At 72.3% G+C, this 23,476-nt stretch carries 19 protein-coding genes; 8 read left to right on the forward strand and 11 right to left on the reverse strand.

Features of this window, described 5'->3' with window-relative positions; genetic code table 11:
- Positions 1-158: 158 nt before the first annotated feature.
- Genes ACIOC0_RS27310 through ACIOC0_RS27320 form a run of 3 tightly spaced genes read left to right on the forward strand, consistent with a single transcriptional unit; the run spans position 159 to position 3,660 of the window.
- A complete protein-coding gene (locus tag ACIOC0_RS27310; protein WP_402158298.1) occupies positions 159-1,139 on the forward strand; it encodes a glycosyltransferase family 2 protein in 981 nt (326 codons plus the stop codon).
- Complete coding sequence (locus tag ACIOC0_RS27315; protein ID WP_402158299.1) at positions 1,139-2,515, forward strand: polysialyltransferase family glycosyltransferase; 1,377 nt, start codon at positions 1,139-1,141, stop codon at positions 2,513-2,515. Before ACIOC0_RS27310 ends, ACIOC0_RS27315 begins: the two co-directional genes overlap by 1 nt.
- Positions 2,512-3,660 carry an acyltransferase family protein gene (locus tag ACIOC0_RS27320; RefSeq protein WP_402158301.1) on the forward strand — a complete coding sequence of 383 codons (1,149 nt, stop codon included), beginning with the start codon at positions 2,512-2,514 and terminating at the stop codon, positions 3,658-3,660. The genes ACIOC0_RS27315 and ACIOC0_RS27320 overlap by 4 nt, the downstream gene beginning before the upstream one ends.
- A 108-nt stretch (positions 3,661-3,768) precedes the next feature.
- Here ACIOC0_RS27320 and ACIOC0_RS27325 read toward each other — a convergent pair whose 3' ends face one another.
- From ACIOC0_RS27325 to ACIOC0_RS27335, 3 genes are all read right to left on the reverse strand, one after another.
- Positions 3,769-5,112 carry a polysialyltransferase family glycosyltransferase gene (locus ACIOC0_RS27325; protein ID WP_402158302.1) on the reverse strand — a complete coding sequence of 448 codons (1,344 nt, stop codon included), beginning with the start codon at positions 5,110-5,112 and terminating at the stop codon, positions 3,769-3,771.
- Positions 5,109-6,092 carry a glycosyltransferase family 2 protein gene (locus ACIOC0_RS27330; protein ID WP_402158303.1) on the reverse strand — a complete coding sequence of 328 codons (984 nt, stop codon included), beginning with the start codon at positions 6,090-6,092 and terminating at the stop codon, positions 5,109-5,111. The genes ACIOC0_RS27325 and ACIOC0_RS27330 overlap by 4 nt, the downstream gene beginning before the upstream one ends.
- Positions 6,093-6,228: 136 nt before the next feature.
- A complete protein-coding gene (locus tag ACIOC0_RS27335; RefSeq protein WP_402158306.1) occupies positions 6,229-6,894 on the reverse strand; it encodes a TetR/AcrR family transcriptional regulator C-terminal domain-containing protein in 666 nt (221 codons plus the stop codon).
- 71 nt (positions 6,895-6,965) lie between these two features.
- On the opposite strand from ACIOC0_RS27335, the gene ACIOC0_RS27340 reads away from it, so the two are divergent.
- Positions 6,966-8,375 (forward strand): FAD-dependent oxidoreductase, encoded by a 1,410-nt coding sequence (locus ACIOC0_RS27340; RefSeq protein ID WP_402158308.1) that lies wholly within the window; start codon positions 6,966-6,968, stop codon positions 8,373-8,375.
- A gap of 22 nt (positions 8,376-8,397) precedes the next feature.
- Here ACIOC0_RS27340 and ACIOC0_RS27345 read toward each other — a convergent pair whose 3' ends face one another.
- Positions 8,398-9,981 carry a methylmalonyl-CoA mutase gene (locus ACIOC0_RS27345; protein ID WP_402158310.1) on the reverse strand — a complete coding sequence of 528 codons (1,584 nt, stop codon included), beginning with the start codon at positions 9,979-9,981 and terminating at the stop codon, positions 8,398-8,400.
- A gap of 164 nt (positions 9,982-10,145) precedes the next feature.
- On the opposite strand from ACIOC0_RS27345, the gene ACIOC0_RS27350 reads away from it, so the two are divergent.
- On the forward strand, positions 10,146-11,081 hold the full coding sequence (locus ACIOC0_RS27350) for a L,D-transpeptidase family protein (RefSeq protein ID WP_402158716.1): 936 nt from the start codon (positions 10,146-10,148) through the stop codon (positions 11,079-11,081).
- A gap of 227 nt (positions 11,082-11,308) precedes the next feature.
- Here ACIOC0_RS27350 and ACIOC0_RS27355 read toward each other — a convergent pair whose 3' ends face one another.
- The 6 genes from ACIOC0_RS27355 to ACIOC0_RS27380 form a co-directional block, all read right to left on the reverse strand.
- Complete coding sequence (locus ACIOC0_RS27355; RefSeq protein ID WP_402158311.1) at positions 11,309-12,553, reverse strand: hypothetical protein; 1,245 nt, start codon at positions 12,551-12,553, stop codon at positions 11,309-11,311.
- Positions 12,553-13,215: an RNA polymerase sigma factor gene (locus ACIOC0_RS27360; RefSeq protein WP_402158314.1), complete on the reverse strand. Its 663-nt coding sequence runs from the start codon at positions 13,213-13,215 to the stop codon at positions 12,553-12,555. The genes ACIOC0_RS27355 and ACIOC0_RS27360 overlap by 1 nt, the downstream gene beginning before the upstream one ends.
- A 337-nt stretch (positions 13,216-13,552) precedes the next feature.
- On the reverse strand, positions 13,553-15,562 hold the full coding sequence (locus ACIOC0_RS27365; protein WP_402158316.1) for a glycosyl hydrolase: 2,010 nt from the start codon (positions 15,560-15,562) through the stop codon (positions 13,553-13,555).
- A gap of 120 nt (positions 15,563-15,682) precedes the next feature.
- On the reverse strand, positions 15,683-16,537 hold the full coding sequence (locus tag ACIOC0_RS27370; RefSeq protein ID WP_351333310.1) for a carbohydrate ABC transporter permease: 855 nt from the start codon (positions 16,535-16,537) through the stop codon (positions 15,683-15,685).
- Positions 16,534-17,487: a carbohydrate ABC transporter permease gene (locus ACIOC0_RS27375; RefSeq protein ID WP_402158319.1), complete on the reverse strand. Its 954-nt coding sequence runs from the start codon at positions 17,485-17,487 to the stop codon at positions 16,534-16,536. The genes ACIOC0_RS27370 and ACIOC0_RS27375 overlap by 4 nt, the downstream gene beginning before the upstream one ends.
- Before the next feature lie 87 nt (positions 17,488-17,574).
- The gene (locus ACIOC0_RS27380) at positions 17,575-18,894 is read right to left on the reverse strand and encodes an ABC transporter substrate-binding protein (protein ID WP_402158322.1); all 1,320 of its coding nucleotides are present in this window, start codon (positions 18,892-18,894) and stop codon (positions 17,575-17,577) included.
- A 267-nt stretch (positions 18,895-19,161) separates the two neighbouring features.
- Here ACIOC0_RS27380 and ACIOC0_RS27385 point away from each other — a divergent pair, with 267 nt between their 5' ends.
- Genes ACIOC0_RS27385 through ACIOC0_RS27395 form a run of 3 tightly spaced genes read left to right on the forward strand, consistent with a single transcriptional unit; the run spans position 19,162 to position 22,916 of the window.
- Entirely contained in the window at positions 19,162-21,558 is a 2,397-nt protein-coding gene (locus tag ACIOC0_RS27385) for a glycoside hydrolase family 2 protein (RefSeq protein WP_402158324.1), read from the forward strand.
- Complete coding sequence (locus ACIOC0_RS27390; RefSeq protein ID WP_402158327.1) at positions 21,555-22,607, forward strand: LacI family DNA-binding transcriptional regulator; 1,053 nt, start codon at positions 21,555-21,557, stop codon at positions 22,605-22,607. The genes ACIOC0_RS27385 and ACIOC0_RS27390 overlap by 4 nt, the downstream gene beginning before the upstream one ends.
- Before the next feature lie 45 nt (positions 22,608-22,652).
- On the forward strand, positions 22,653-22,916 hold the full coding sequence (locus tag ACIOC0_RS27395) for an alpha/beta hydrolase (RefSeq protein WP_402158329.1): 264 nt from the start codon (positions 22,653-22,655) through the stop codon (positions 22,914-22,916).
- A 97-nt stretch (positions 22,917-23,013) separates the two neighbouring features.
- Here ACIOC0_RS27395 and ACIOC0_RS27400 read toward each other — a convergent pair whose 3' ends face one another.
- Complete coding sequence (locus ACIOC0_RS27400) at positions 23,014-23,445, reverse strand: hypothetical protein (RefSeq protein WP_402158331.1); 432 nt, start codon at positions 23,443-23,445, stop codon at positions 23,014-23,016.
- Positions 23,446-23,476: the final 31 nt, after the last annotated feature.

Raw genomic sequence — 23,476 nt, forward strand, 5'->3', positions numbered from 1 at the left:
CCGTGATTCAACGAATGGTTAACGGAGTAAGGCCGAAGTAATAACCGGCAGGCCGACAGCCGTGGCGTATCCGCGATGCACCGTTCCGACACATCGAGTTCACCAGCCATATTCCGTGCGTCAAGAAGAGCCGCAATAACGCCTCTTAGGGTTTCGGCGTGCCCAAGCTCTCGGTGATCGTGCCGTTCTACAACGTGCAGCAATTCGCGTCCGACACTCTGAAGAGTTTGCGTGCGAATGCGCGCGCTGACTTCGAGTTCATTCTGGTCGACGACTGCTCGACCGACGCGACCCCCGACGTCCTCGCCCGCGGGATACGTGAACTGCCGGGCGCGGTGCTGGTCTCGCACGAGCGGAACGCGGGGCTGGCGAGCGCGAGGAACTCCGGCATCGACAGGGCGCGCGGCGAGTATCTGACCTTCCTGGACGGCGACGACTGGCTCGCACCCGGGTACCTTCCCCGGCTCCTGGACGCGATCGAGGAGCTGGGCTGCGACTTCGTGCGCACCGACCATGTGCAGTGCACCGGGCGGGCCCGCGCCGTCCACCGCGTCCCGCACGGACGCCGTTCGACGGTGCTGGACCCGCGGGCGGCGATCCTGCCCGCCGACCGGTCCACCCCCGTGGACTACGCCTACGCGTGGGCGGGCGTCTACCACCGCCGGCTGGTCGACCGCGGGCTGCTGCACTTCACCGACGGGCTGCGCACCGCCGAGGACCGGCCGTGGATCTGGAAGCTGCACCGGGAGGCGGAGACCTTCGCGGTCGTGGGGCTGCTCGGCGTCTTCTACCGGCGCGGGGTGGCCTCTTCGCTCACCCAGATCGCAGACGTGCGGCAACTGGACTTCGTGCGCGCCTTCGACCAGGTCGTCGAGGAGACGGCACGCGACCCCGAGGCCGGGGCGCTGCTGCCGAAGGCTGTGCGCACGTACTGCGCGGTCATGGCCCACCATCTCGGCTCGATCGAGCGGTTCGAGCCGGCCGTGGCCCGCAGGCTGCGCTCGCTGTGCGCCGCCGCGCTGCGCAGGATGCCGCAGGACGTGCTCGCGGAGGTCATGGAGTCGATGGACGCCCGGCGGGCGGGCACGCTGCGCAGCGTACGACGTCGGCCGGTCACGGCGGGGGCGGTGGCCCTCTGATGCCGCGCACCGCCCGGATCTTCTGCGTCTCCACCGCGCGCGGCGCGGCGCTGCTGGCCGCCGCTCTCGACGCCGGCCTGTTCGATCCGTCCGACCGCCGGCTGCTGCTGATCGCCGACACCGCGGCCAACCCCGAGACCACCCCGTCCGTCGCCGCCGTGCCGGGCTTCGCCCGCGTCCGGGAACGCTTCGACGAGGTGCGCTCCTGGAACGAGACCATCTCCCCCTTCCACCCGGCCGGCTGGACGCCGCGCCCGGACGACGTCCCGCTGTGGGAGCGGCACCTGCGGCTGCTGTGGGGGCTCGGCGACGACGAGGTCCACCTCGTCGTGGAGTCCGTGCACACCGACCCGGCGTCGGCGCTGTGCCAGGTGTTCACCGGGGCCCCCGTGGACGTCTACGCCGACGGTCTGCTGAGCTACGGCCCCAGCCCCGACAAGCTCGACCCGCTGATCGGCACCCGTGTCGGCCGGCTGCTGCACCTCGATCTGGTGCCGGGTCTCACCCCGCTGCTGCTTTCCGAGTTCGGGGTGCCGGCGGTGCCGGTGCCGTCCGAGGCGTTCCTCAAGGTGACCGGCGAACTCGCCGACGTGGAACAGGAGTTGCCGGATCCCTCCGAGCGGCCCGTGCTGCTGCTCGGGCAGTGCGGCTCCGACGTGGAACAGGAGCCGCATCTGCGCATGGTGCGCGGCGCGGTGGCGCTCGGGCACCGGGCGCTCGTCTTCGCACCGCACCCGGCCGCGTCCGCACGCCGGTTCGGGGTCCTGAAGGACGAGGCGAGCCGGATGGGCGCCGAACTCACCGTCCTGGAAAGGCCCGTGCTCGCGGAGGTCGCCATTCAGCGGCTGCGGCCCGCCCTGGTCGTCGGCTGCTCCTCCCCCGCGCTGCTGACCGCCGCCGTGCTGTACGGCCTGCCGGTCGCGCGGGCCGGGACGAATGACGCGCTGGCCGGGCTCACGCCGTACGGGAACGCCGAGCGGGTGCCGCTCACCGTCGTCGACGCGCTGCTGCCGGACCTGGAGGACCCCGCGGAGGTGGCCGGGTGGACGCCGCCGGCGCGGGAGCGGGTGCGTGAACTGGCCGTGCTCCTGCGGGCGGTGGGCTTCGCCATGCGGCCCCGGATCCATCCGGAGCTGCGGGGTGAGGCGGAGCGGTACCTGTCCGCGCACCCCGGCCGGCACACCTCGCGCTACTTCACCCGCCGCCGGCTGGCGTCACTGGCCCTGCCCGGGGGCCTCCCGACGGGACTGGCATTCCTCCCCCGCAACCCGACCGTGCGCAGGCTGGCGCGCCGGGCCAGGGCGCTGCGCGGCCGACCCGTCTCCCGCATCCGCATACGAACCCGACTGCCCCTCCAAGGAAGGCCTCCAGGATGAGCGCGACCGACCAGGCCCCGGGGCCGGCGACGAGACCGGCCCCCCGGCCTGCCCTCTCCCTCCCCGACCGCTCGACCGTGCGGCCCCGGGCGGAGGGCCGGCTGCGCGCCCTGGACGGCCTGCGCCTGCTGGCGGCCCTGATGGTGTGCTTCTACCACTACGCCGGCAAGAACGGCGAGGTCGCGCAGTCCTGGCACCAGTCCCCCGGCGTGAAGTTCCCGACGCTGTCGCAGTTCGCCACGTACGGCAGCCTGGGCGTGCAGTTCTTCTTCGTGATCAGCGGCTTCGTGATCTGCATGAGCAGCTGGGGCCGGACCCCGGGCGACTTCTTCCGCTCCCGGGTCGCCCGGCTCTACCCCGCGTACTGGGCGGCGATCGTGCTGGTCACCGCGGCGGGGCTGATCCTTCCGGTGGTGTCCGCGCCGCTGCGCTCGGACGAGCTCCTCGTCAACCTCACCATGCTGCAGCAGCCGATGGGCGCCCACCGGGTGCTGGGCGTGGACTGGACGCTCTGGGTGGAGGTCCGCTTCTACGCCCTGTTCGCGCTGTGTGTGGTCTGGCGGGGTGTCACCTACCGGCGGGTGGTGGTGTTCTGCGTCCTGTGGACGCTGGCCGGGGTGTTCGCCCGGGTCGCCGACCATCCGCTGACCGACGAGCTGGTGATGCGCGACCACGCGCCGTACTTCATCGGCGGTCTCGCCCTGTACCTGATCCACCGTTTCGGCGGCGACCTGCTGCTGTGGGGGATCGTCGGCGTGAGCTTCCTGCTCGGCCAGCGCTACTCGGTGACCGCCCTGTGGCACCCGGGCATGCACGGCGACTTCCACCGCAACCCCTACGTCGTCCAGGCGATCGCCTTCCTCGCCTTCGCCGCCGTCGCCGCGGTGGCGGTGGGCTGGACGAGCCGGGCGAACTGGCGCTGGCTGACCGTGGCGGGCGCGCTGACGTACCCGTTCTACCTGGTCCACGAGCATCTGGGCTGGTTCTTCATCCGCGTGCTGTACCGCGGCCTGCACCTGGACCCGTACGCCACGCTCGCCGCGACGGTCCTGTCGATGCTGGCCGTCGCCTGGCTGCTGCACCGCTTCGTGGAGAAACCGTTCGGCCCCCGCCTGAAGAAGTCACTGAAGGTCCGCCGGGACTAGGGCGGCAGGGGCGGAGGCGCGCAGCGCCCCGCCCCTGCCAGGGGCGCGGGGAACTGCGCGACCAGCCACAACGCAGCCGCGGACGCAGGACGACATCACGCGGCACCCCTAATGCGCCGCTGTGGCCCGCAGCCTGCGTACCGCCCGCCGCACGGCGGGATGCCGCCGCAGCGCGGCGCCCCGCACCGGCGCCCCACCGGGCAACCGCAGGTTGGTCAACCGCCGCCGCTTGAAGTACCGCTCGCGGTCGGCGAGATGGACGGCGAGCCAGGCGACCGCCTCGGGCCGCAGAGCGTGATGCCTGCGGGACTGCATGCAGTAGGCCACCGCCCGCACCAGAGGCGTCAACTCGCCGGCCAGCCCCGCCAGTTCGACCGGCTCGCCCAGCGGGTCGCGTTCCGCGTCGGGCAGGGCGGCGTCGATGATCGTGAGCGGGATCCGGTTGCTGTTCTCGTACGGCGTGATGCGCTCCAGCAGCAGTTCGGTGCCGACGCGGGCGACGGGGATGCCGTAGAACGCGGCGGCGGTCGTCAGCGCCGTGGAGAAGCAGCCGATGACGAGCTTCGGCTTCAGATACGCGAAGACGGTCTCGGCGAGGACGGGTTCGGCCAGGACGGTGAGCCGCACGCCGAGTTCCGCGGCGGCCGTCCGAAGGGCATCGCCGTAGCCGGCGGGCGCGCTCGGGTGCGGCTTGAACAGCACGTCCTCGTGGCCCGCGCGGGCGGCGGCCCGCAGCATGCGGACGTGCAGCCGCTCCTCCTCGTCCTGACTGATCAGATCGATCGCGGAGAGGTACTGGCCGAGGAGCACGGCGGTGGGCGGGCGGCCGGCGGGGAGCCGCTCGGCGAGGAGGCGGGCGTTCGACTCCCCGAGCCGGGCGAGGACGTCGACGATCGCCGCGTCCGGCACGGCCACGGAGGGGACGCCGTACTCGGACAGCAGCATCGGCCGCAACCCGGGGACGAGGTCGAGGTGGAGCACGCGCGCGATGCGGCTGCTCACGCCGTGCGGGATGCGGTTGCGGGTGGGGCCGTAGCTCATCAAGCCGTCCGCGTACACGTGGAGGGCGCTGTCCGCGAAGATGTCGGCGATCGCACGGGAGGGGTTGGCCTGGAGGGACTCGCAGGCGACCTCGACGGGTTCGTCGCCGAGGTCCCAGGCGAGGCGTACGGCTTTCTCCCAGAGCCGGGCGTCCTGGGCGCGCGGCGACCAGCCGGCCGGGTGGTGCGGGGAGATGAACGCGTTCCAGGAGCGCACCTCGTCGAACTCGCCGCGCAGCGCCTCGAAGCCGGGCATCCGGTCCAGCGGGGTGCCGACCTCCGGCACGGCGGAGGTGTCGCTGACGACGAGGACGCGGCGCACGCCCTCGCGCGGGCCGAACAGGCCGGCGCGGATCGCGGCGGTGACCGTCGCGGCCGCGTACTGGGTGGCGGAGCAGAAGATCTGGATCACGCGGCCACTCCCTTCATGCCGCCGCGCACCCGGCGCAGCACCCGGACCCGTTCCTCGCCCATCCCCACCACGGCCTCGCCCAGTTCCTCCTCGCTCATCGCGCCGAGCGCCTCGGCGGCCAGCTGCCTCAGCCGCGCGGCCACGCCGCGTTCGAAGCGTCGCCGGTCGAGGAGCTGGTGGGCGATGACGACGCAGTAGTCGCGCAGCGCCTTGCGGCGCAGCCGGCCGGCCTCGGGGTCGGCTGCGAGTTCGGCGAGGACGAGGTCGAAGGCGCGGAAGAAGTCCAGCTGGCGCACATCGCCGATCTGGGTGAGCGAACCGGTGAGCCCCCGGCGGTAGAAGACGCCGTGCAGGCTCGCGACGACGTAGGAGTCCGCCCTGCGGTGCAGGTCCCAGATCCACGGCCGGTCCTCGGCGGTGCGCAGCCCGTCGTGGAAGCGGAGCAGGCCCCTGTCGAGGAGTCGGCGGTGGTAGACGCCGGCCCAGGCGTAGGGGTAGTCGACCATGGTGGTGTCGTCGACGGGGAGGATGGAGTCGCGTGGGTCGAGCGGGGTGTGGCGGCGGCCCTCGGGCGCGCGGTGGACGGCCCGTTCGACGCCGGTGACCTGGACGTGGTCGGTGCGGACGAAGTCGACGTCGAACCGTTCGGCGACGTCCACGACCCGGGCCAGGTGGCCCGGGGCCAGCCAGTCGTCGCCGTCGAGGAAGGTGAGGTAGCGGCCTTCGGCGGCGTCGATGCCGGTGTTGCGCGCGGTCGCCAGTCCGCCGTTGCGCTCGTGCCGGATCAGCCTGCTGCGGGGGAGCTTCCCGGTCAGTTCGAGGAGGGCCTCGTAGGTCCTGTCCTTGGTGGAGCGGTCCTCGACGAAGAGGAACTCGAAGTCGTCCCGGGCGTTGTTGACCAGACTGGTCACGGTCTCGGCGACGTACGGCTCGATGTTGTAGCAGGGGACGACGACGGACAGGGTGATTCTGTTGGCCACGTGTGCGCACCTGAATTCTGAGCGGGAGGTCGCACGATCGTAGGAAGGGCAGGCTTGAGCGGCGGGTAACTGCGCGCCTGGGCGAGGGGAAGCTCGGATGAAGAGCCGGTGAACCGGCCACGCGGGGCCCTCGGGTTCAGTCGTCCGGGCCGTGCGGGCGCTCGTACCGCGCCTCGATGCCCGCCAGGAGGAGTTCGAGTCCTTCCGCGAATCCCCGGTCGTAGTGGTCGAAGATCTCCGCGCCGGCCGCGGCCGTCAGCGGGAAGCCGGCCATCAGCCGGGCCCGTTCGTCGACGTCGAAGCCCTCGCGCCGTTCGCCGGGCAGGGGCTGGACGCCCTGTTCCTCGGTGACGAAGCCGAGCGTGTAGAGGTACGTGGTCGTGATCGCGCGGACGGCCTGGGCGAGGGTGAAGCCGGCGGCCGTGAAGAGGCGCAGGTTGTCCTCCATCTGCCCGGCGTGCTCGATGCCGGTGAAGCGGGAGCCGCTGAACACCTTCGCGCCGTCGCGGTAGCCGAGCAGCGCCGTGCGCAGGCCGTGGTTGGCCTTGAGCATCCGTTCGCGCCAGGTGTCGTCCGGGCCGAGGGGGGCGGCGGCGACCATCCGGCGGTACATCTCGGTCGCCATCTCGTCGAGCAGGGCCTGCTTGTCCTTGAAGTGCCAGTACAGGGCAGGTGCTTTGACGTCCAGCTCCTTGGCGATGGCCCGCAGGGTGAGCCCTTCGAGGCCTACCTCGTTGAGGAGCCTCAGCGCGGTGTCGGCCACCCGTTTCCGGTCGAGGGGCGCACGTCGTTCCGTGTTCACGCTTGACAGCTTAACGGCGTTAAGGCCACGCTTCACGCCAGGCGGACTTAACAGCGTTAAGGAGATCGGTGATGATCACGACGGACGTACTGGTCGTGGGCGCGGGCCCCTGTGGGCTGACCCTGGGCGTCGACCTCGCCCGGCGCGGGGTGGACGCGCTCGTGGTGGAGCGGGGCGACACGCTGTTCCCGGGCTCGCGCGGCAAGGGTCTGCAGCCCCGGACGCTGGAGGTCTTCGACGACCTCGGCGTACTGGACGCGATCCGCGCGGCCGGGGGCGGCTACCCGGCCGGGATGATCTGGCGGGACGGGCGGCGGATGGGCGAGCACCGGATGTTCGACCCGGCGGAGGCGACCGAGGACTCGCCCTACGCCGAGCCGCTGCTGGTGCCGCAGTGGCGGACGCAGGAGATCCTGCGGGCGCGGCTGGAGGAGCTGGGCGGGGCGGTCGCCTTCGGGCGGGAGGTCGCCGGGATCGCTCAGGACGAGGAGGGCGTGACGGCGCACTTCGCGTCCGGGCCGGACGTCCGCGCGCGGTACCTCGTCGCGGCGGACGGCGGCCGCTCCGGCGTGCGCCGCGCGCTCGGCGTCGGCATGACCGGGGAGAGCGTCGACCCGCGGCCGACGCTGGTGGCGGACCTGCGGATCACCGGGCTCGACCGCGACAACTGGCACATCTTCCCCGCGCGCGGGGAGGACGACGGCTTCCTGGTGATCTGCCCGCTCGCGGGCACGGAGGACTTCCAGGCGGTGGCGCAGTTCCCCGAGGGGGCCGAGGTGGACCTCTCCCTCGACGGCGTCCGCAAGCTCGTCGCCGCCCGCTCGCACCTCGCGCCCGAGGACGTGACCGAGGTGCGCTGGGCGTCCGACTTCCGCCCGCGGGCGGCCCTGGCGGACCGGTTCCGGGCCGGCCGGGTGTTCCTGGCCGGGGACGCTGCGCACGTCCACTCGCCGGCCGGCGGCCAGGGCCTCAACACCAGCGTGCAGGACGCCTACAACTTGAGCTGGAAGCTGGGCGCGGTGCTGCGGGACGGGGCGGAGGCCACCCTGCTCGACACCTACGAGGAGGAACGGCGGCCCGTCGCGGCCGAGATGCTGGGCCTGTCGACGCGCGTGCACCGCGGGGAGGCCCGACGGGGAGCGGCGACCCGTCAACTGGGCATCGGCTACCGGGAGTCGAGCCTGACGGAGGAGACGCGGGAGACGCCGGGAGCGGTACGGGCCGGGGACCGCGCGCCGGACGGCACGGTCGGCGGCGTCCGTCTCTTCGACGCCTTCCGGGGACCGCACTGGACCCTGGTCGCGGTGGGCGCGCAGACGCCGGACGCGGTTCCGGCCGCCGTGCGGGTGGTTCACGGCGAGGGCGTGCGGGGGACGTACGGCTCCGGACTGTTCCTCGTCCGGCCGGACGGGCATGTCGGCTGGGCCGGGGCCCGGGCGGCCGGGGTCGTGGACTACCTCAGCCGGTTCGGGCAGCGCTAGCTAGTCGTCGCCGTCGAGGAGTTCAGAACGCCTCCGTCGGCACATGGCTCCCCCAGACCCCCCGGAGGGCGCCGCACACCTCGCCCACCGTCGCCCGCGCTCTGAGCGCCTCCTTCATCGGGTACAGGACGTTGTCCTCGCCCTCGGCGGCCTTGCACAGGGCCGTCAGCGCCGCGTCCACCGCGGACCGGTCGCGCTCCGCGCGCAGCCGGGCCAGCCGCTCCTTCTGCCGGGCCTCGATGGCCGGGTCCACGCGGAGCGGCTCGTACGGCTCCTCCTCGTCGAGGCGGAAGCGGTTGACGCCGACGACGACCCGCTCCCCCGAGTCGGTCTCCTGGGCGATGCGGTAGGCGTTGCGCTCGATCTCCCGCTTCTGGAAGCCACGCTCGATGGCCGCCACCGCCCCGCCCAGGTCCTCGACCTTCCGCATCAGCTCCAGCGCCGCCGCCTCCACGTCGTCGGTCATCCGCTCCACGGCGTACGACCCGGCGAAGGGGTCGACCGTCGCGGTCACGTCCGTCTCGTACGCGAGCACCTGCTGCGTCCGCAGGGCCAGGCGCGCGCTCTTGTCGGTGGGCAGCGCGATCGCCTCGTCGAAGGAGTTGGTGTGCAGGGACTGGGTGCCGCCGAGGACCGCCCCGAGCGCCTGGACGGCCACCCGGACGAGGTTCACCTCGGGCTGCTGGGCCGTCAGCTGCACGCCGGCCGTCTGCGTGTGGAAGCGCAGCATCAGCGACCTGGGGTCGCGCGCGCCGAACTCGTCCCGCATCAGCCGCGCCCACATGCGGCGCGCGGCACGGAACTTGGCGACCTCCTCCAGCAGCGTCGTACGGGCCACGAAGAAGAAGGAGAGCCTCGGCGCGAAGTCGTCGACGTCCATGCCGGCCGCGACCGCCGTGCGGACGTACTCGACGCCGTCGGCGAGGGTGAAGGCGATCTCCTGCGCGGGCGAGGCTCCCGCCTCGGCCATGTGGTAGCCGGAGATGGAGATGGTGTTCCACCGGGGGATCTCGGCCCGGCAGTACCTGAACGTGTCGGCGACCAGGCGCAGCGAGGGCCCCGGCGGGAAGATGTACGTCCCGCGCGCGATGTACTCCTTGAGCGCGTCGTTCTGGATCGTGCCGGTGAGCCGGTCGCCGCCCACGCCCTGTTCCTCGGCGACCAGTTGGTAGAGCAGGAGCAGCAGGGCGGCCGGGGCGTTGATCGTCATCGACGTGGAGACCCGGTCCAGCGGGATCCCGTCGAACAGGACCCGCATGTCGTCGAGGGAGTCGACGGCGACGCCGACCTTGCCGACCTCGCCGTGCGCGAGCGGGGCGTCGGAGTCGTGGCCCATCTGGGTGGGCAGGTCGAAGGCGACGGACAGGCCGGTCGTGCCGTGCGCGATGAGCTGCTTGTAGCGGGCGTTGGACTCGGCGGCCGTGCCGAAGCCGGCGTACTGGCGCATCGTCCAGGGCCGCCCGGTGTACATCGTCGGGTACACGCCCCGCGTGTAGGGGTACGAGCCCGGCTCGCCCAGTCTCTCCGCCGGGTCCCAGCCGCTCGTGAGGCTGTCCGGCCCGTACACCGGCTCGATGGGAAGCCCTGATTCCGACTCGCGTGCCATGGGGTGACACCTTCCGCCGCACTGTCACGCCTTCGGTCCCAACAATGCCGGGCCGTTCGCGCGTCGTCATCCGCGGGGAACAACTCCGTGGACCATTCAGGGACCGAGGACGGACGACGGTGAGACGACGGGGGTCGCGAGTGCGTAGTACGGGCATGACGGCAATGACGGACGCCGCGGGCTCCAGGGGCTTCACCGGCTCCAGGGGCTTCACGGGCAGGCGCGGCCGGGTGAGAGCGGTCGCCGCCGCGGTGGGTGCGGCGGCTCTGGTGACGGTGTGCGGCTGCACGGTGCAGCCCTCCCCCGGCGACCCCAAGGGGCGGGCGCCGGTCCACGTGCGCGTCAGCCCGGGGGCGGGCGACGTCTCGGGCGCTCCCGCTCCGACGGCGACCCCGGCCGACGAGGGCCCCGGGACGTCGTCGCCCACGCAGAGGCCCACGCCCACGGCCTCGGCGGCGGCCACGCCTCCCGCCGTCCTGTGGTCGCGCGGGGCCTACGGGCGGGACGTGCGCGAGCTCCAGGCGCGGCTGCGGCAGGTCGACTGGCTGCACGACGGGCCGACGGGGACGTACGACGGCGCGACCGCGGAGGCCGTGAAGGGGTTCCAGGGCAAGCGCGGGCTGCCGCGCACGGGGCAGACGGACACCGTGACCTGGCAGCGGCTGCTGGCCATGACCCACGAGCCGGGCCGCTGGGAGCTGTATCTGCTGGGCGGCCAGCCCGCCGCCGCGCCCGATCCCCGGTGCCTGACCGGGCGGGTGATCTGCGTGGACAAGACCAGCCGGACGCTGCGCTGGATGATCGACGGGCGGACCGTGTCGACGATGTCGGTGCGATTCGGCTCGCAGTACACGCCCACCCGTGAAGGTGTGTTCCAGGTCTACTGGAAGTCCCGCCACCATGTGTCCACGCTCTACGATTCGCCGATGCCGTACGCGATGTTCTTCAGCGGCGGCCAGGCGGTGCACTACTCGTCCGACTTCGCGATGCGGGGATACGCGGGCGCGTCGCACGGCTGTGTCAACGTCCGGGACGAGGGGGCGATCGCGAAGCTGTTCGCGCAGGTGAGGAACGGCGACAAGGTCGTCGTCTCCTGGTGAGGCGACGGTGAGACGTCCGGGGGACGTCCCGGGGGCGCGGGCGGGACCGGGGGAACGTGTCCCGCCCGCGCCGGGTGCACGAAGCCGTAGGTACGGGGGGAACCCCGGCTCCGTGCGAGGCCGATGACCAGTCGGCTCACTTCTCACTGCGCCGGGCCCGGCAAAAACGTCACACCTGAGCCGGAGAATTTTCGACGGCGGGAGAAACCCCAGGTCAGAGGGGCTCGCTAGTCGCCGTCGCCGCTCGCGCCGCCGTCGCCGTCCTCGTCGCCGTGGCCGCCGTCCGCGCCCTTGTCGCGCTTCTGGCCCCTGCCCCGGTCGTGGCCGTGATCAGGGCCGTGGCCGTCGCCGAGGCCGGCCTTGCCGCCGCCCCAGCCTGTGCCCTCGCCGCCGCCGGGGCCGCCGTACCGCCCGCCCCAGCCGTTCTGGCCGTGGCCACCGGTCCCACCCCGGACGCCGGGCTTCCCCGTGCCGGCGCTGGTGCCGGTGCCGGTGCCGGTGCCGGACGGGCCGTCGGGCGCGGTGAGGACGTGCGCGCAGTACACCGGCACGCGCCGGACGCCGCCCGCGGCGCTCTCCAGGGAGCGGCGGCGCTGCTGGTTCAGGGTCTTGCCGTCCCGCAGGTCCCGGCAGGCCGCGGGCACGCCGCTCGGCCAGGCGCGGCGGTTCCCGACACCGGGACCGCCGCCGTCGCCCTTGGCCTTGCCGCCGGCGCTCGGGGAGGCCGGGCCGCCGCTCGCCGTGCCGCCCGGGGTGCCCGGGCCGGCCTGGCCACCGTCGCCCGCGCCCGGCGCGGGTGAGGGGGACGGCGGAGGCGACGGGGAGTCGAGCGGGCTGGGAGGTCCAGGTGTGGCGGCGGCGGAGACGGAGGTGACGGGGGCGGGCTCGGCGGCGTGGAAAGGGGCGGGGAACCCGCCGACACCGGTCGCGGCCGCCACCCCGCCCGCCATGCCGACGGCCAGGGCGGCCGCCGCGCCCAGGCGCACGGACCGGCCCCGGCGCGACCGCGTCCGCTCGGGCCGCCCCGCGCCGATCCGCACCACCTGGGCGTCCGCCCCCTCGTCAGGCGCGGGCGCGCCCTGTGCGCCGGAGGCGTCGCCCCGGTCGGCCCGGGCCGCGCGGAACGCGAGCACCGCCGGGTCGGCGGCGGGGTCGCGGGAGTCGACGTAGGCGGTGGTGGGTGTGGTGCGGTCCGCGTGGATCTTGCGGAAGGCCGCCAGGGCCGACGCCTCGCCGGGGAGTTCCTCGTCCGGGGGGACCGGCGGGTCGGCGAGGGCGGCCAGGGCGTTCAGGGTGCGCGCGAGGCGTTCGGCCTCGTCACGGTGGGCGGGGGCGACAGCGTTGTCCGGCGTGTCCCCGTCCAGCAGCCGGTCCGCCGTACGGCCGTCCAGCCACCGGCCGGGCCGCCGGCGTGCGGCGGGGTCGCCGGAGGGCTCGTCGTCCCCCGGGTGGGCACAGCGCTCGTCGGCCATCACATGTCCTTCTGCGTCCGTGCGTACGCATGCGTCACACCGGCGGACGTCGTCACCGCGCGGGAGCGCGTCGCGCGTTGGGGCGGCAGCGCGTCGAGGACGCCGGCCGTCTCGGGGTCGTCGCCGAGCAGCTCGGCGAGCTTCTTCAGCCCCCGGTGGGCGGCGGTGCGCACCGCGCCGGGCCGTTTGCCGAGGGTCTCGGCGGCGGTCTTGGCGTCGAGGCCCACGACGACCCGCAGGACGACGGCCTCGGCCTGGTCCTGCGGCAGCCGGGCGATGAGGTCGAGCGTGCGGCCGGTGGCGAGGGCCTCGATGGCCTCGCCGGCGGTGTCGGACTCGGCGGGCCGGCCGGTCAGCTCCGCCTCGTCGCCGCCGACGGCGGGCCGCCGGCCGCGCATGCGGATGTGGTCGAGGGCGCGGTTGCGGGCTATCCGGGCGGCCCAGCCGCGGAACCGGTCGGCGTCCCCGCTGAAGCGTTCGAGGTCGCGGGCGATCTGGAGCCAGGCCTCGGAGGTGACGTCCTCCGCTTCGAGGTCGCCGACGAGTGAGCGGACATAGCCGAGGAGCCGAGGGTGCACCGCGCGGTACACAGCACGGAACCCGGTCTCGTCCCCGCGCTGTGCCGCGAGCACCGCGGCGGTCAGCTCCGCGTCGTCCCCCACGTCGTGGTTCCTCGATTGATGATGGCGGTCTCACCGATCCACGGATGGTCCGCGACTGGTCCGCGGGTGATCGCGGTGTTCCGGCCGCTCCGCCGTCCGGCGCGAAAGGCACGTTACGACCTGAAACCGCCGGTCGTCCATGTCCGTACAAAATGCAACCGAGTCGTGACGCGGGGGCTCGCCTCCGGAGTGACAAAAAACGCACTCCCGGCGCTGAGGAGAGTACGGGCCGCCGCGCGGCCCGTGCCGCGCGGCGGTCGGGGCCTCTCCTGTGGGGGGTGGCGGCCCCGGCCGTCGTCGCATCTTGAAGCCCGGGCGCTGAGGGAATCGTCCGGGCTCATTCGGCTCTGATGTCGTCCACGTAGACGACTCCCTTGGTCGCCGCGTCGTTTCCGTGGCCGAGGTACAGGTTGAACGCGGTCACTTTGGCGAGACGGGCCGCGTCGAGCACGGCGCCGGCGTGTTCGGTGTCCCAGGGGGCGGGCTCGAACGCGCTGAACGGCACCCTGACCTGCTTCCCGCTCGTGTCGCTCAGCGAGACCCTGTACTCGAAGTAGGCGCCGCCGGTGACGATCTGGAGCGCGGCCCCGTTTCCGGAACCGTCGCCCTGCAGCCACAGGGCCATGGTGGTGAAGGCCGACCAGTCGGCGTCGACCGGCTTGCCGATGCCGGTGTACTCGGCGCCGGTGAAGTCGTAGGCGTAGGCCAGCCCGTGGGAGCCCGAGGACTTGTGCTCGGCCGTCAGCGTGGTGGTGTTGGCGTTGACATGGCTGTACGCCTCGCTCAGGCTGACGTCGTCACCGGCGTACCCCTCGAAGTCGTCGACCCATCCGGCCGGCAGGGACACGGCCTCGCCGAGGAAGACCAGGGACGAGTCGGTGAACGTCCTGCCTCCCACCCGCGCGCTCACCTTCACGGTCACCGAGCGGTTGTCCGGCCACGCCGGGGAGATCGGCCAGACGCCCGACCAGAAGCCGTCGGCGTCGAGGCGCAGCGGCCGGGCGGGGCCGTCGTTCACGGAGTAGGTGACCCGGCTCGCCTTCCCGGAGGTGACCCGCACCCGGACGGTCGTCCGGGGGACCGTCACGCGCTGCCGGTCCGTGGGGGTCACGAGGTGCAGGACCGGGGCGTTCCTGGTGGCCGTGGTCCGGAGGGAGAACACAGCGCCCAGGTCGGCGGCGAACACCGTGTACGGGTCCTGGTGGTACCTGAGGAAATCGGGCAGCAGGGGCCGGCCCGGGTAGGGGACGTAAGCGCGGTTGGCGCCGCCGAAGTTGGCCCAGGTGAGCATGAAGGTCGCCTGCCGGGCCTGCGGGTCCGCCTTGACGGCCGCCAGGAGCCGGGTGAACCAGCCCGGGTCGCGGTTCTCGGTGCCGCTCTCCCCGAACTCGGAGTAGGCGGGCACCTTGCCCCGTTCGTCGGCCAGCCGGACCACCGTCGCCAGATCCCTCACCAGACCGTCCAGCCAGGCCGTCGAGCCCGCTGACTCGTCGTAGGCGTCGTAGCCGAGGACGTCGACGAACTCGTCGCCCGGGTAGGTCTTGAGGTAGCCCGCCGGGTCGCCTCCGAAGCCGGAGTTGGGCGAGTAGGCGTAGAGCAGGTTGCGGACGCGCCGGGTGTCGCGCAGGTACTCGACGGTGTAGCGGTACACCTCGACGAACTCGGCGGACGAGGTGTGGCCCGCGCCCCACCAGAACCAGTCGCCGTTGTTCTCGTGGAAGGGTCGGAAGATCACCGGGATCAGGGTGCCGTCCGGCCGCCGCGCACCCTTGACCGCCGCCGCGACGCGGTCGAGGAAGGCGTTGAACTCGGCGTGCCTCGCACCGCCGGGGAGGATCTGGGCGACCACCCGGCCCGAGGTGTCGTAGAAGTCCCCGCCGGTGACGAAGTTCGGCATGTGGGCGCTGAGGGTGTTGATCCCGCCCCGTGCGTCGGCCTGCCGGATGCACCGGCTGAGCGCGGCGATGTTCTCGGCCTCGGTCGCGTCCGTGCTGCCGGGGCGTTCGCGGCCGTCGAGGATGAGGGTGTCCCAGCCGAAGACCGCGGGGTGGTCGCCCACCGCCGCCAGGGTGTCGGACGCCTTGCCGTCGGGGGCGGTGAAGGTGAAGCCGTAGGTGAGGTCGTGCTGGTGACCGAACAGGATGCCCCTGCCCTGCTGCCTCTTCAGATACGCGAAGAGTGACCGGGTGGCGGGGGTCGCCTCGTCGTCGACGATCCGGACCGGCGTCGCCGTGCCGGCGGGCGCCGCAGAGGGGGCGGCGGCCGCCGACGACCGGGTGCCGGCCGTCATGGCGACCGCGGTGCCGATGACGAGGAACGTGCGGCGGTTCAGCGGCGAGTCGGTCATGTACGTCTCCTTTGACGTGGCGATTCCTCGTGCCGGAAGGGCAGCGTGCGTAAGGGGCGGCTCGCTTCGAGCCGTGAACCGGCCTGGCGGGTCGCGCGGACAAGTGGCCTGTCCCCGGCCTCACTTGCCGGCGCCGCGTGCGAACCCGTTGTAGATGTAGCGCTGGAGGAAGAGGAAGACGACGAGCGTCGGCACGATGACGAGGATCGCGCCGGCCGAGATGGCCTCCCAGTGGGCGCCGAAGGGGCCCTTGAAGCGGAACAGGGCGGTGGACATCGTGCCGAGGTCCTCGGAGGGCATGTAGAGGAACGGGATGTAGAAGTCGTTGTAGACCGTGATGCCCTTGATGATGACGACGGTGGCGATCGCCGGCTTGAGCAGCGGGAAGATGATCCGCCAGTAGACGGTGAGCGCGTTGGCGCCGTCGAGCCGGGCGGCCTCGTCGAGGGAGACGGGGATGGAGCGGATGAACTGCAGGAAGATGTAGATGGACACGATGTCGGTGCCCATGTACAGCAGGATCGGCGCCCACCGGGTGTCGAAGAGACCGAAGCTGTTGACCACCTGGAAGGTGGCCACCTGCGTGGTCACGCCCGGTACCAGGGTGGCGACCAGGAACAGCCCCATGACCGGCTTCCTGCCCCGGAAGCGGAAGCGGTCGACGGCGTACGCGGTCATCGAGCCGATGATCACGGTGCCGGTGATGGAGAACAGCAGGATGAAGGCGGTGTTCCCGAACGCCGACAGCATCTGGCCGTCCCGGAAGGCCGTGGCGTAGTTGGAGAAGTTCAGCCAGTCGCCCGGCGGTCGGAAGGCGCCGCCGCCGTCCGTCGCCTCTTTCGCCGTCTTCAGCGAGGTGAGGAAGACGACGGCCAGGGGGACCAGGACCACCAGCGAGGCCAGGACCAGGGACAGATGGATGAGGACCGAGGCGATGCCCCGGGGACGGCGGCCGTCCACGGCGTCGGTGGTCATACGAGGTCGACCCTCTCGTCGGGCACGAGGCGGCGCTGGATCCAGGTGATCAGCAGGACGATCAGGAGCAGGACGACGGCGGCGGCGGAGGCCAGGCCCGTCTTGTTGAACTGGAACGCGAGCTTCACCGTCTGCATGACGAAGGTCATGGTGCCGGTGGCGCCGCCGGTCATGATGTAGGGGATCTCGAACACCGACAGCGACCCGGACACGGCGAGGATCACGCTCAGGCTGACCACGGGCCGGATGCTCGGCAGGATCAGGTACCTGAACTGGTGCCACCGGGTGGCGCCGTCGAGTTGGGCCGCCTCGTACAGCTCACCCGGGACGGACTGGATCGCCCCCAGGAAGAGCACGAAGTTCAGGCCGGTGAAACGCCAGACGGACACGCCCGCCAGGGAGACGTTCGCGGACGTCGGTGTGCCGAGCCAGGCGCGGTCGGCGCCCACGCCGAACCAGGACAGCACCGAGTCGAGGGTGCCGCCGTCCTGGAAGAAGTACAGGAAGACGAACCCGATGGCGACACCGTTGATGAGGTACGGGAAGAACAGGATGCCCTTGAAGAGGTTGCGCAGGCGCACGTCGAAGCTGAGGACGGTCGCGAAGTACAGGGCGACGACGATCTGCACGGCGGACGCGGCCAGGTAGTACAGGCTGACGAGGAACACCCGGAACAGCTCGGGCCGGGTGAACAGCTCGACGTAGTTGTCGGTCCCGGTGAGGTGGATCTCGGGGCTGACGCCGTCCCAGTCGGTGAAGCTGTAGTAGACCATGTTCGCCACGGGCACGTAGGTGAACGTGATCAGCAGGGTCAGCGGTGCCAGCAGGAACAGCCACGGGGTCGCCCCGCGCAGCACCCCCCGGCCGGAGGGGGAACCGCTCGCCGCCGTAGGGGCGTCGGCGCCCTCCTTGTCCACGCGCGCGGTGGACGTGTGAACGGTGTGGGTCATGTCGGCCTTTCGGTCGTCCACTTGACGCGGTCGGCGGCCGGGGCCGGCCGGAAGGCACGCGGCCCCGGGCCCGGGTGTCGCTCCCCGTCAGCTGCCCGCGGACTTCGCAGCCCGGCTCCACTTCTCGTCCAGGTCGGCGAAGTAGTCCTTCAGGCTTCCGCCCTGGACGCCTCGCGCCATGTCGACGAGCTTCTGCCGGTAGTCGGGCTTGGCCAGACCGATCTCGGCCGCGTTGTCGATGGCGTTGACCTGGCTGCTCCTGGCCTCGGAGCGCTCCAGCATGCTGACACCGTTGTCCTGGAACGGCTTCAGGGTGGCCGGCAGGGCACCGGACTTGAGCGTCGGGATCGAGCCCTCGTTCTGCGCGAAGCCGGACTTGTCGGTGAACCAGTCGACCCACGCCCGGGCGGCGGGCTTGTTCTTGGAGTGGATGCTCACCGCGTCCTGGTAGTCGGAGGAGAGCATGCTGCAGAACTTGCCGTTCGTCTGCGCGGGGAACGGCATGAAGCCGATGTCGTCGGGGTTCGTCCCGGCCGTCCTCGCCGCGTTCTGCATCTGGCTGATGGCCCAGGAGCCGAGCTGCATGGTGGCGATCTCACCGCGGGCGATCATGCCCTTGGAGTTCTCCCAGTTGGTGGTGGTGGGGTCCTTCTCGATGAGCTTCTCGTGGACGACGTCGTAGAGCAGGGTGTCGATGACGTTGAGGTCGCCGCCCGCGGCCCAGGGGGCGGTGGAGGTCGCCAGCTTGTCGTTGGCCCGCGCGTCGCAGGTGACCGAGCCGATGCTCGCGGTGCCGGCGGTCACCGGCCACTGGTCCTTGAAGTTGGTGTAGTACGGCACCGCGCCGGTCTTGGCCTTGACGGCCCTGAGGCCGGCCAGGAACTGCTCCGGGCTGGTGGGCCAGGAGGTGATGCCGGCCTTCTTCCAGACGGCCTTGTTGTAGACGAAGCCGTCGGAGTTGCCCACGGTGGCGAGGCCGTAGACCTTGCCGTCGACGTTCGCCTTGTCGGTGAAGCGGTACTTCCTGCTCAGCTCGGTGGCGCTGCCCAGGGAGGCGAAGAACGAGGGGTAGTCCTTCTTCGCTATCGCGTTGGGGATCATCAGCACGTCACCGTAGTTGGCGGTGTTCATGCGGATCTTGACTTCGCCCTCGTAGTCGGTGAGGGCGTCGAACTTCACCGTCACCTCGGGATAGACCTTGTTGAACTCGGCGGCGTACTTCTTCAGGGTCCCGTTCTGCACCAGGTCCGTACGGTGCGTCAGGACGGTGATGGTGCCGGACACGCTGCCCGGGTCCGACGCCGCGGCGGCCGACTCGCCCTTCGGTGCCGCCGCTCCCGTGCATCCCGTCGCGGTGACCGCCGTGACGGCGATCAGCGCGGCGGCAGTTAACGCTTTCCTCCCCATACGCCCAGCTCCCTCCAGTGTGCGGCTCTGACCCTCCTTCGGGCTGTCGGCACTATGGCACCGCTGAATTGAACCGGTAAAGCTCAAGAGACAAAATCGTTACCCCGACCCCGGACGGTCGACGATTACACCGGGGCTATATCAAGGTAAAACTCGCCATAAGCCGCACACAGGGCGGAGCTATACCGGTTTATGGACATCGCTTGCCCGGACGGTTAGGTTGGCCTGCGCCGCGACCAAGACCGACCTCCGTGAGGGGAGCCGCACATGAAGGACGTCACCCTGCTCAGCGACGGGTGGGGGCTGTGCCACGGGGACGAGGTGCTGCCCGCCCGGGTGCCGGGCTGCGTGCACGCCGATCTCCTGGACGCGGGGCTCATCCCGGACCCCTTCATCGGCGCCCACGAGCACGAGGTGGCCTGGGTCGGCGACCGCGCCTGGACGTACACCGCCCGGCTCACCGCCGAGAGCGCCCACGAGCGGACGGACCTGGTCTTCGACGGCCTCGACACCGCGACCGAGATCACCCTGGACGGCGAGGTGCTCGGCCGCACCCGCAACATGCACCGCTCGTACCGGTTCGACGTCACCGGCCGCGGCGGCGAGCTCCGGGTGCTCTTCGCCCCGGCCCGCGAGGAGGCGGAGGCGGTGCGCAAGGCGGTCGGCGACCGGCCCAACGTCTATCCCGAACCGTCCCAGTACATCCGCAAGATGGCCTGCGCCTTCGGCTGGGACTGGGGCCCCACCGTCGTCACCGCCGGAATGTGGCGGACGGTCCGCCTGGAGCACTGGTCGACCGCGCGGATCTCCCAGGTCCGGCCCGCGGTCACGGTCGCCGGGACACACGGACGGGTGGAGGTCCATCTCACCGTGGAGCGCACCGCCACCGGCGCCGGGCTGCCGCTGACCGCGCGGGCCTCGGTGGCCGGCGTCGACACCGAAGTCGCCGTCGAGGGCACGGAGGCGACGCTCGTCCTGGACGTTCCCGAGCCGGAGCTGTGGTGGCCGCGCGGGCTGGGCGAGCAGCCGCTCCACGACCTGACGGTCACCCTCGCCCACGGTGACGGCGCGCTGGACACCTGGCGGCGCCGGATCGGCTTCCGCACGATCGAACTCGACCGCACCGCCGACGAGCACGGCACCGGCTTCACCCTCGTCGTCAACGGCGTGCGCCTCTTCACCCGCGGCGTGAACTGGATCCCCGACGACGTCCTGCCCTCCCGCGTCACCCCCGAGCGCTACCGCCACCGCCTCACCCAGGCCGCTGACGCGAACGTCGACCTCGTCCGCGTCTGGGGCGGCGGCATCTACGAGGACGAGGCCTTCTACGACGCCTGCGACGAACTCGGCCTGATGGTGTGGCAGGACTTCCTGTTCGCCTGCTCCGCCTACCCCGAGGAGCAGCCGCTGCGCGGCGAGGTGGAGGCCGAGGCGCGGGAGAACGTCGTACGTCTCATGCCGCACCCCTCGCTGGTGGTGTGGAACGGCAACAACGAGAACCTGTGGGGCTTCCGGGACTGGGGGTGGGAGCCCGAACTCGCCGGGGACTCCTGGGGCGAGGGGTACTACCTGGGCCTGCTGCCGCGGGTCGTGGCCGAGCTGGACCCGACCCGGCCGTACACGGCGGGCAGCCCCTGGTCCGGCTCCTGGGACCACCACCCCAACGACCCGGCGCACGGCACCCACCACTCCTGGGAGGTGTGGAACCGCCGCGACTTCGCCGAGTACCGCGACAGCGTGCCCCGGTTCGTCGCCGAGTTCGGCTGGCAGGCGCCGCCCGCCCTGGCCACCCTGCGCCGCGCCCTGCCGGGCGAGGACCTGGCGCCCGACTCGCCCGGCATGCTGCACCACCAGAAGGCCGAGGACGGCAACGGCAAGCTGAACCGCGGGGTGGCACGCCACTTCGCGCTCCCCGAGGGCGACTTCGACCGCTGGCACTACCTGACCCAGGTGGTCCAGGCACGGGCGATCGCCGCGGGCGTCGAGCACTGGCGCTCCCACTGGCCCCGCTGCGCGGGCACGATCGTGTGGCAGCTCAACGACTGCTGGCCGGTCAGTTCCTGGTCCGCCGTCGACGGGGACGGCCGGCTCAAGCCGCTCCACCACGAGCTGCGGCGCCTGTACGCCGACCGGCTGCTCACCCTCCAGCCCGCCCCGGAGGGGGTCGTGCTCGGGCTGGTCAACCAGTCGGCCGCCCCGTGGCGGGCGGAGGTCACCGTCCGCCGGATCACCGCCGACGGAAGCGTGTCGGCCCGGGTGCCGCTCACCGTGGAGGTGGCCGCGCGTGACGCCGTCCGGACACCGCTGGCCGTGGACGCGCTGGGCGTCACCGGGGAGGGAGAGTTCCTGGTCGCGGACGTGGAGGGGCTGCGCGCCGTGCACTTCCCCGTGCCGGACCGCGCCTTCCCCTACCCGCGTCCCCGGTTCGACGTGCGCGTGGAACCGGTCGCCGGCGCTGCGGATACAGTCGACGTCGTGGTCACAGCGCACACCCTCGTACGGGACCTCCTCCTGCAACCCGACCGCCTCGCCCCCGACGCGACGGCCGACACAGGTCTCGTCACCCTGCTTCCCGGCGAGCGGGCCAGGATCCGGGTGGGCGGCTGGCCCGAGCCTGATGCCTCGGCGGCCCGGGCGGCCGTCTTCTGCGTGGAACCGACGTGAGCGCAGCACCTCCCCGGCGCGTCACCATCAAGGACGTGGCGGCCCGGGCCGGCGTGTCGAAGGGAGCGGTGTCGCTCGCCTTCAACGACAGGCCCGGCGTGTCCGACGCCACCCGTGACCGCATCTTCCAGGCGGCCCGGGACCTGGGCTGGGCCCCCAACGTCCGCGCCCGCGGCCTGTCGTCCGGGGCCAGGGTCGACACCATCGGCCTCGCCATCTGCCGGCCGGCCCGGCTGCTCGGCCTCGAGCCGTTCTACATGGAGTTCATCTCCGGGGTGGAGAGCGTGCTGGCCGAGCGGTCCTGCTCGCTCCTGCTGCACCTGGTGCGGGACGTGGAAGAGGAGATCGCGCTCCAGCAGCGGTGGTGGCAGGGCCGGCAGGTCGGCGGGTCGATCCTGGTCGACTTCCGTGAGAACGACCCCCGCGTGCCCGCGCTGCGGGCCATCGGGCTCCCCGCGGTGGCGGTCGGCCACCCGTCGCTGACGGGCGGTTTCACCTCGGTGTGGACGGACGACGCCACCGCGGCCACGGAGGCCGTGCGCTATCTCGCGGCGCTCGGCCATCGCCGCATCGCCCGGGTCGGCGGGCCCGCCGGACTCGGGCACAGCGCCATCCGCGCGAAGGCGTTCACCGAGGCCACGCGCGAACTGGGCCTCGCCGACGATCTTCAGATCGCCACCGGTTACGAGGGCGAGGAGGGGGCCCGCGCCACCCGTTCCCTGCTGCTCATGGCCGAGCGGCCCACGGCCGTCCTCTACGACAACGACATCATGGCCGTCGCCGGGACCGCCGTCGCCGCGGAACTGGGCCTGTCGGTGCCGCGTGACCTCTCCCTGCTCGCCTGGGACGACTCCCAGTTGTGCCGGCTGACCCACCCGCCGCTGTCCGCGATGAGCCACGACGTGCACGGGTTCGGCGCGGACGTCGCCCGGACCCTGTTCGCGGTCATCGACGACGAGGAAGCCCCATCCCACCAGGTCGCCACCCCTTCGCTCACGCCCCGCGGCTCGACGGCGCCGCCGCAGGGCCAGGGCGTGTCCCGAAAGTAGCGTCGTCGTCCGACCTGGCCTCGGGCGGCCTCGAAGCACTCCTCGATGCTCCAGCGGACAACACGTACGACCGTCGGAACCGGCCGCCGCTACCAGCGGTCGGCCCACCCCGTCCAGGGGGCCGGCTCCCGGCTCGCCGCTCGGGCCGGCGGCACCGCGCAAGCACCTGCCTGCCGGAGTGATCATGGGGCGGCGCACGCCGTGTACGGCGTGTTCGGCAGCGACTGCGTCGACACGACGGTGAACACCTATCTGGCCACCGGCCGCCTGCCGTCCACCGACGTCACCTGCGCCCGGTCCGCCGGCTGAGTGGCGCGGGCCGGCGTCCACGGCGAGCACAGGGGTGGGTGATCCCAGGGCCGGACCCCGCGGCTGCGGCGTGATCCGCCGGCAGCCCCAGGTGACGTCACCTCGGCGAGGCGGGGCCGCCGGTGGTCGCGTCCCGGCACAGCAGGCGCAGCGAGCCGTGTCCTGCGAAGCAGCGGTGGGCCTCGTCGATCGGGTCCCAGAGGCGGCCGTCGGGCGTGCGGACCCAGTGGTCGCCGCCCGTCGCCCACCACTCCCCGCCCGTCTCACGGGCGAGCACCTCGCCCGCGTACGAGCCGAGCCCGCGCAGCACGCCGTCCACGGCGGCGTACGGCGTGCCCTCGCGCCGCAGGTCCTCGATGAGCCGGTCGACGCGCCACAGGCTCCGCGCCGAGTAGTCGAGCCGCAACCGCGCGCCCTCGCGCAGGGTGGCCACGGCGTCGGACGCCCACCGCACGGGTTTCGCGGCGGCGTGGGGGCGTCCCTCGGGGGCTTGCGGGGTCTGCGGGAAGGCTGTCGTCGTGCTGGTCATACCAGCGATCATGTGCGGAAGGGGCCGCGTT

It is taken from the genome of Streptomyces sp. NPDC088254, from assembly GCF_044740925.1.
In the GTDB taxonomy this organism is placed as follows: Bacteria; Actinomycetota; Actinomycetes; order Streptomycetales; family Streptomycetaceae; genus Streptomyces.